Below are 8,690 nucleotides of genomic sequence, written 5' to 3' on the forward strand. Positions count from 1 at the left end.
GCGCCATCAGGAAGTGCTTCGGGTTGGTCGGGGAGCGCGCGCTGACGTGGCCGAAGCCGTCGACGACGCCGAGATCGGCGAGGATGCGGCTACCGACCACGATGTCGTCGAGCACCTCGCGCGGGACCGAGCTAATGATGTCCTCGGCGCGGGTTGGAGCGCAGGCCAGAAGCAGCAGACCGAAGGCAGCGACGACGCGGCTGATCATTTCTTTTTCCCCCCTGAAATCGCTCTGGATTGTCATCCCGGGACCGGCAGTTGGCTAGCCAGTCTATCCTCATTGCGAGCGAAGCGAAGCAATCCAGCATCAAAATGTGGACGCAGTCTGGATTGCTTCGGCGCATACGCGCCTCGCAATGACGGCGGAAGCTACGCCCTCGTCTCCCGCACAATCGCATCCTTGCGCCGCTTCACGTCCGGATGCAGCGCAAGGCCCAGGCCAGGCGCAGTCGGCGCCTGCACCAGGCCGTTCTTGATGACCGGCAGCTCGGTGACCAGCTCGCGATACCAGGTCGCGAGCGTCGCGCGCACCACCTCCTGGAAGATCGCGGTCGGCGCGTGCAGCGCCAGATGCAGGCCGGCCATCAAGGCGACGGGGCCGGTGCAGTCATGCGGCGCCACCGGCTTGTTGTAGGCCTCGGCAAGGCCCGCGATCTTGCGCGCCTCCGTCAAGCCGCCGCACCAGGCGATATCGAGCATGACGACGTCGACCGCGTCCGCCGCCAGCAAGTTGCGGAAGGTTGCCGCGCCGGCCAGCGTCTCGCTGCCGCAGATCGGAGTTTTGACGCGGCGGCGCAAATCAGCGAGTCCTTGGACGTCGTCCATCTTGTTCAAGGGATCCTCGGCCCAGAACACGCCATAGTCTTCGAGCGCGCGGCAGATGCGCTCGGCGCTATGCGCGCCCCAAAGGCTGTGCAGCTCGCACATCACCTCGATGCGGTCGCCGACCGCAGCGCGGATCTTCCTGAACGGCTCCAGCCCCGTCTTGAGATCGCTAAGCGAGATGGAATGCCCGCCATTGGCCGCGAAGGGGTCGAACGGCCAGATCTTCATCGCGCCATAGCCTTCGCTGAGCAGGCTCTCGGCGAGCGCCCCCGCATCGCGCATGAAGGCAACCTGGTCATCGTAGGGGCCCAGCGCAGCATCTGAGCTGGCGATCTCGCGGCGTTTTGCGGCTGACGTGTTGTAGGCATAGCCGGCGCAGGTGTTGTAGGCGCGGATCTCGAGCCGGCTGGCGCCGCCGAGCGCCTCATGCACCGGCACGCCGTGCCGCTGGCCTTTGAGATCCCACAGCGCAATGTTGATCGCGCTCGCCGCGCGCACTTCGGCGCTGGCGCTATGGAAGCCGAGATAGGGCGTCAGCAGGGATCGCGAGATCGCCTCAATGCGGCGGGAGTCCTGTCCCAGCACCAGCGGCGCGACCAGCTCATGGATCGCAGCTTCAACCGCCTGCGTGCCGCGAAAGCTTTCGCCGAGACCGGTGAGGCCTTCATCGGTCTCGACCTCGACCCAGATCAGGTTCGGCCGCTCGGCGATGCGGATGGTGCGGAGGGATGTGATGCGGGACATTGAGGAGTCCTTCTGTTCGTTATCCGATAGCCTCAAACTCCGCCGTCATGCCCCGCGCAGGCGCGGCATCCAGTACTCCGCGGCTTCTCGATGAATTAGGGCGGCCGCGGCGTACTGGATCGTCCGCCTTCGCGGACGATGACGTTATCGTGGGGAATGAGCGTGGCCGCCACGCCCACCAAGGCCGTCAAGTCACCGGCGCGGGATTGAACAGGGTGAGATCGTTGTGAATGCCCCAGTGGTCCGACCAGGGCTTCTTCCGGCCGCTGGCGACATCGAGGATCAGCTTGAAGAGGTCCCAGCCGGTCTCCTCGATCGTCATCTCGCCGGTGGCGATGCGCCCCGCATCGAAGTCGATCAGGTCCTTCCAGCGCCGCGCCAGCTCGCTCCGAGTCGCGACCTTGATCACGGGCGCCGCGGCCAAACCATAGGGCGTGCCACGGCCAGTGGTGAACACTTGAAGCGTCATGCCCGACGCGAGCTGCAGCGTGCCACAGATGAAATCGGACGCCGGCGTCGCCGCGAACAGCATGCCTTTGGTGCGCGCCTTCTCGCCTGGCGAGAGCACGCCATGGATGGGGCCGGAGCCGGACTTGACGATCGAGCCCAAGGACTTCTCGACGATGTTGGCGAGGCCGCCCTTCTTGTTGCCCGGCGTGGTGTTGGCGCTGCGATCGGCGCCGCCGCGGGCCAGGTAAGCGTCATACCAGGCCATCTCGCGCACCAGCGCGTTGCCGACGTCCTTGTTGACGGCGCGGCGGGTCAACAGCTGGATCGCATCGCGCACTTCCGTGACTTCCGAGAACATCACGGTGGCGCCGGCACGAACCAACAAATCCGCGGCGAAGCCGACCGCGGGATTGGCGGTGACGCCGGAGAAGGCATCGCTGCCGCCGCATTGCAGGCCGATGACGAGATCGGACGCCGGGCAAGTCTCGCGCGTGCGCTTGTTGAGCTGGGCGAGGCGGCGATCCGCCTGCATCATGATGGCGTCGACGATGGCGCCGAAGCCCTCGAAGGCCTCGTCCTGCATCCGCACGATGCTGTCCGTCGTGCCTTCCGGCAACAGCCGTTCCGGCGCCAGCTTCTCGCAACCGAGGCCGACGACCAGGATCTCGCCGCCGAAATTCGGATTCAGCGCGAGGTTCTGCAAGGTGCGGATCGGCACCACCGCGTCGGGCGCCGAGATCGCGACACCGCAGCCATAGGCATGGGTCAAGGCAACGACGTCGTCGACATTGGAGTATTTCGGCAGCAGCTCGGCCTTGACGCGCTTGATGGCATATTCGAGCGTGCCCTTGACGCATTGTACTGACGTGGAGATGCCGAGCACGTTCTTGGTGCCGACCGAGCCATCGGCGTTGCGATAGCCCTCGAACGTGTAGCCTTCCAGCGGCGGCAGCGGCGCGGGAACAGCGGTCGAGATTTCCAGCTTGTCGAGATCAGGCGCATCCGGCATCTCGATGCGGGCCTCGTCGACCCATTCGCCGGCTGATAACTTCGACTTCGCGGTGCCGATCACCTCGCCATAGCGAATGATCGACGCTCCTTGTTCGATGTCGACCAGCGCGGTCTTGTGGCCCTGCGGCACGAAGGCTTTCAGCTCCAGGCCGCAGGGGAATTTGGTGCCGGCAGGCAGGCCGAAATCATTGACGACGATCGCGACATTGTCGCGGGCGTTGAGCTTGATGTAGCGGGGCTGCTCCGCCGTCGGCGTCTGATGTTTCATGCCTGCTCCCTTTGGACCGCGATCTCAGGTCCCGTAGGGTGGGTAAAGGCGCGAGCGCCGTGCCCACCATATAAGCTCGCACGTAACGGTGGGCACGCTTCGCTTTGCCCACCCTACGATCCGTCTTCCGTCATTGCGAGGAGCCGAAGGCGACGAAGCAATCCAGACTTCCCTTGTGGCGCTGGATTGCTTCGCTTCGCTCGCAATGACGACGTCCATCACACCGGATAGATATAAGACGTCTTCACCGTGGTGTAGAACTCGCGCGCGTAGGAGCCCTGCTCGCGGGCGCCATAGCTCGAGCCTTTGCGGCCGCCGAACGGCACGTGATAGTCGACTCCGGCGGTAGGCAGGTTGACCATCACCATGCCGGCTTCGCTGTTGCGCTTGAAGTGCGAGGCGTATTTCAGGCTCGACGTGCAGATGCCCGACGCCAGGCCGAATTCTGTGTCGTTGGCGATCGCCAACGCCTCGTCATAGTTCTTGGCGCGGATGACAGCTGCGACCGGGCCAAAAATCTCCTCGCGTGCGATGCGCATGTTGTTGTTGGCCTCGGTGAACAGTGCTGGCTGCATGTAGAAGCCGGGCGCGTCGCGGTTCAACAGCTCGCCGCCCCAAGTCAGCTTGGCGCCTTCGTCCTGGCCGATCTTGAGATAGCGCAGGTCCTGGTCGAGCTGGCCCTGGTCGACCACGGGGCCAATATGGGTGCCCTGCTTGAGCGCGTCGTCGACCACGAGGCCCTTCAGCCGCTCGGTCATCGTGGACACGAACTTGTCGTGGATGCCTTCGGTGACGATCAGCCGCGAGGACGCCGTGCAGCGCTGGCCGGTGGAGAAATAGGCACCGTTGACGCAGGCCTCGACCGCGACCTTGAGGTCGGCATCGTCGAGCACGACCATCGGGTTCTTGCCGCCCATCTCGAGCTGGAATTTCTTCATCGGATTGGAGAGCACGCAGGCCTGCGCGATCTTGCGTCCCGTCGAGACCGAGCCGGTGAAGGAGATCGCGCTGACATCAGGATGCTCGAGCAGCGTCTGGCCCACCACCGAGCCGGGGCCGACCACGAGGTTGAACACGCCTGAGGGAATGCCGGAACGCGCGATGATCTCGGACAGCGCATGCGCGCAGCCCGGCACCAGCTCGGCCGGCTTGAACACCACGGTGTTGCCGTAGCAGAGGGCCGGTGCGATTTTCCAGGCCGGAATCGCGATCGGGAAGTTCCAGGGCGTGATCATGCCGACCACGCCGACCGGCTCGCGGGTGATCTCGACGTCCAGGCCGGGCCGTACCGACTGACCCTTCTCGCCCATCAGCCGCAGCGCCTCGCCGGCGAAAAACGCAAAGATCTGCCCGGCGCGGCCGGCCTCGCCGATGCCCTCCGGCAAGGTCTTGCCTTCCTCGCGCGCCAGCAGCCGGCCGAGCTCTTCCTTACGGGCCAGGATCTCGGTCGCGATCTTGTTCAGCGCCTCGTAGCGTTCCTGCGGGGTCGAGCGCGACCAGGCCGGGAAGGCGGCCTTGGCGGCGGCGATCGCCTGCTCGGTCTGTGCCTTGTCGGCCTTGGCGTATTCGCCGACGACATCCTTGGTGTTCGAGGGGTTGATGTTCTTGGTGACGCCGGCGCCGTCCACCCACTCGCCGGCGATGAAATTCTTGAGGATCGCGTTCATTTTGTTCTCCAGGCGTTTTCGCGATTGATGTCGTACTCTATCGCATCAAGAAGGTCAGCGCACGAGGCACGGGCGCTTGTCGTCAAAGGTCCAGCCCGGGATCAGGTACTGCATCGCGGTCGCGTCGTCACGCGCGCCGAGCCCGTGCTTCTGATATAGCGCACTTGCCGCGGCGATCTTATCGCGGTCGATCTCGATGCCGAGGCCGGGACGCTCGGGAATGGCGATCTTGCCGTTCTTGATCTGTAGCGGCTCCTTGGTCAGTCCCTGACCATCCTGCCAGATCCAGTGGGTGTCGATCGCGGTGACCTTGCCGGGCGCCGCGGCGCCGACATGGGTGAACATCGCCAGCGAAATGTCGAAATGGTTGTTGGAGTGCGAGCCCCAAATCAGACCGTTGTCGCGGCAGGTCTGCGCCACCCGCACCGAGCCTTGCATGGTCCAGAAATGGGGATCGGCGAGCGGGATGTCCACCGCCCCTAACCGCAGCGCATGCGAAAGCTGGCGCCAGTCGGTCGCGATCATGTTGGTCGCGGTGGGCAGGCCGGTGGCCCGGCGGAACTCGGCCATGATCTCGCGTCCCGAAAAGCCGGCCTCGGCGCCGCAAGGATCCTCCGCATAAGCCAGGATGCCGTGCATGTCCTTGCACAGACGGACCGCTTCATCCAGTGACCAGGCGCCGTTCGGATCGAGCGTGACGCGTGCCTGGGGGAAGCGTTTCGCGATGGCGGTGACCGCCTCGATCTCTTGCTCGCCCGCGAGCACGCCGCCCTTAAGCTTGAAGTCGGCGAAGCCATAATGGTCGTGCGTCGCCTCGGCGAGCCGCACCACGGTCTCCGGCGTCATCGCCTGTTGATGGCGCAGGGCGAACCAGCCGTCCTTCTCGCCTTCGCCGGTCGCATAGGGCAGATCAGTCTTGGTGCGGTCGCCGACGAAGAAGAGATAGCCAAGCACCTCGACGGAGGCGCGCTGCTGGCCTTCGCCAAGCAGCGCTGCGACCGGCAGGTTCAGATGCTGACCGAGCAGGTCGAGCAGCGCGGCTTCCACCGCGGTCACCGCATGAATCATCACGCGCAGATCGAAGGTCTGCTTGCCGCGACCCCCGGCGTCGCGATCGGCGAAGCGGGTTCGCATCGACGCCAGGATGTTGTTGCAGGCGCCGATCGTCTTCCCGACCACGAGGTCGCGCGCGTCTTCCAGGGTCTTTCTGATTTTTTCACCGCCCGGCACCTCGCCGACACCGGTGTGACCGGAATTGTCGGTGAGGATGACGATGTTGCGGGTGAAGAACGACGCATGCGCGCCGCTCAGATTGAGGAGCATGCTGTCACGGCCGGCGACCGGGATCACCTCCATGCCGGTGACGATGGGCGCGCCTGTGAGCCCTGCGCGGATCGTGTCCTGAACCATCTGCTCCTCCTTTGATCGTCTTCTTGCTAGTACCGGCCGACTTACTCGGCGGCTTGCCGTGCCGGCATCGCGTTCGGCAGCGCCTTCACCAGCGCCGTCAGTTCGGCGACCTCCGCATCGGTCAGGTCGGTGAGCGGCGGGCGCACGGGGCCGGAGTCGCGGCCGATCACCTTCATGCCGGCCTTGATGATCGAGACCGCGTAGCCCTTCTTGCGGTTGCGGATCGCGATCAGCGGCAGGATGAAGTTCTTCAGGCCGGCATGGATCGCCGCGTGATCGCGCTTGCGCACGGCTGCGTAGAAGCTGGTGGCGAATTCGGGCACGAAGTTGAACACGGCAGACGAATAGGTTGTGACTCCCATGTCGAGATAGGGCAGCGCGAAGGTCTCTGCGGTCGGCAGACCTCCGATATAGGTCAGGCGATCGCCCATCTTCGTATAGACCCGGGTCATCAGCTCGATGTCGCCGATGCCGTCCTTGTAGCCGACCAGGTTCGGGCAACGCTCGCAGAGTTTCGCCAGCGTGTCGGGCTGCAGGATGGCGTTGTCGCGGCTATAGACGATGACGCCGATCTTGACCGACTTGCAGATCGCCTCGACATGGGCGGCGAGGCCGTCCTGCTCGGCATGCATCAGATAGGGCGGCAGCAGCAAGAGGCCGTCAGCGCCGGCCTTCTCAGCGCCAACGGCGATCTCGCGCGCGATCGCGGTGCCGTAACCCGCGCCGGCCAGCACGGGCACGCGGCCCTTGGTCTCATCGACCGCGACCTTGACGACGTGGGGGACTTCCGCCGCGGTCAATGAGAAGAACTCGCCGGTGCCGCCGGCGGCGAACAGGCCGGCGACGTCATAGCCGCACAGCCAATCCATGTTGGCGCGATAGGTCGCCTCGTCGAACGAATAGTCCGCCTTGAACGGCGTCACGGGAAAGGAGAGCAGGCCACTTCCGATCTTCTTGGCCATCTCCTGAGGGGTCATCTTGCTCATCGCGCCGCTCCTTGGAATTTCCATGACATGAACGCTTATTGTCGCGCCCGCGGTCTTTTGGTTAAGCTTAAGTCCGATGCCGGTCCAAGCCAATCACGGTATCGATCAATACGTAATCGGCATCAATCCTCGGCCTGTTGCAAGGCGGCGAGGCCGGCGGCGATCTCGACCAGCGCCGGCAGCAGCGGATTATCATGCTCGCGCCGCCAGACGATGAACAATTCCACCGGCGCCGGATTGCGCAGCTTCAACGGGCGCAGCTTGACGTCGGCGATTCTGAGGCTGGTCGCCGCTTCCGGCACGATGGCAAGGCCAAGGCCGGCGCGGACCATCGACAGGATGGAGTGGATCTGACTCAGATGCTGCACATAGCGCGGCAGCACCTCGGCACGCATGAATTGCGCCACCAGCAGATCGTGGAAATAGCGCGCTTCGGACGGCGAATACATGATGAAGGGCTGGCTGTCGAAATCCTTGATCGAGATGGTCTCGGTCGAGGCCAGGCGGTGCCGCCGTGGGATCGCCGCATAGAGCGGCTCGGCCAGCACGCGCCGCGTGGCGAATTCGGGCCGCGCGATCGGCGGCCGCAGCAGCCCGGCGTCGATCTGCCCGGACGCCAGCGCTTCGATCTGCTCGCCCGAGACCATCTCCTGCAGCGACAGATCGGCCTCCGGCAGCTTCGCGCGGCAGGCCGCGACCAAATCGGGCAGGAAGCCATAGGCGGCGGCGGCGGTGAAGCCGATCTTCAGCGCGCCGCTCTTGCCGCTTGCGATTCTGCGCGCCACCTGCGCCGCCGTCTCGGCGAGCTTCAGGATGCGCCGTGCTTCTGGCAGGAAACTGCGGCCTGCCGGCGTCAGCTTCACCGAGCGGCTGGTGCGCTCGAGTAGCGCCGCGTCGATGATGTGCTCCAGCACCTGGATCTGCCGGGACAGCGGCGGCTGGGTCATGTTGAGCCGCGCCGCCGCGCGACCGAAGTGCAGCTCTTCTGCCACCGTGACAAAACAGCGGAGCTGGTTCAGGTCGAACATCGATACAGGTCCTGAATGGACGCGGCGCCTATTCGGCATTTCTAGCATCGATCCCTCCCAAAACAAAGGCGGCGGCCGATCGGAAACCGGCCGCCGTTCTTACCGACACGCCGGCACGGCTTACGCCGCCTGCAACTGCACCCGCTTGATCTCGCCGACGATGACGAGGTAGGCGATCGCAGCCACCAGCGCGTTGAGGCCGACAAACACCAGCGCCCCGTTGAACGAGCCGGTTTCTGCAACGATGTAGCCGATGATGATCGGCGTCGTGATGCTCGAGAGATTGCCGAACATGTTGAAC

General features: G+C 64.8%; 6 protein-coding genes and 2 pseudogenes. All 8 read right to left on the bottom strand.

What is annotated here, in order from left to right:
• Positions 1–208: pseudogene (locus tag WA702_RS12450) on the bottom strand (class II aldolase/adducin family protein); the annotation flags it as partial.
• Positions 209–369: 161 nt separating this feature from the next.
• Positions 370–1,569 carry a mandelate racemase/muconate lactonizing enzyme family protein gene (locus tag WA702_RS12455; RefSeq protein ID WP_425110827.1) on the bottom strand — a complete coding sequence of 400 codons (1,200 nt, stop codon included), beginning with the start codon at positions 1,567–1,569 and terminating at the stop codon, positions 370–372.
• A 187-nt stretch (positions 1,570–1,756) separates the two neighbouring features.
• Positions 1,757–3,298: a galactarate dehydratase gene (garD, locus tag WA702_RS12460; protein WP_425110828.1), complete on the bottom strand. Its 1,542-nt coding sequence runs from the start codon at positions 3,296–3,298 to the stop codon at positions 1,757–1,759.
• 218 nt (positions 3,299–3,516) lie between these two features.
• Positions 3,517–4,965, bottom strand: coding sequence for an aldehyde dehydrogenase family protein (locus WA702_RS12465; RefSeq protein ID WP_425110829.1), 1,449 nt, complete (start codon positions 4,963–4,965; stop codon positions 3,517–3,519).
• A gap of 54 nt (positions 4,966–5,019) precedes the next feature.
• Complete coding sequence (gene gudD / locus WA702_RS12470; RefSeq protein WP_425110830.1) at positions 5,020–6,375, bottom strand: glucarate dehydratase; 1,356 nt, start codon at positions 6,373–6,375, stop codon at positions 5,020–5,022.
• Positions 6,376–6,416: 41 nt separating this feature from the next.
• Positions 6,417–7,361: a 5-dehydro-4-deoxyglucarate dehydratase gene (gene kdgD, locus WA702_RS12475; protein ID WP_425110831.1), complete on the bottom strand. Its 945-nt coding sequence runs from the start codon at positions 7,359–7,361 to the stop codon at positions 6,417–6,419.
• Positions 7,362–7,483: 122 nt separating this feature from the next.
• Entirely contained in the window at positions 7,484–8,389 is a 906-nt protein-coding gene (locus WA702_RS12480) for a LysR substrate-binding domain-containing protein (protein WP_425110832.1), read from the bottom strand.
• Positions 8,390–8,509: 120 nt separating this feature from the next.
• A pseudogene (locus tag WA702_RS12485) lies at positions 8,510–8,690 on the bottom strand (MFS transporter); the annotation flags it as partial.

This window comes from Bradyrhizobium sp., from assembly GCF_049798375.1.
GTDB lineage: Bacteria > Pseudomonadota > Alphaproteobacteria > Rhizobiales > Xanthobacteraceae > Bradyrhizobium.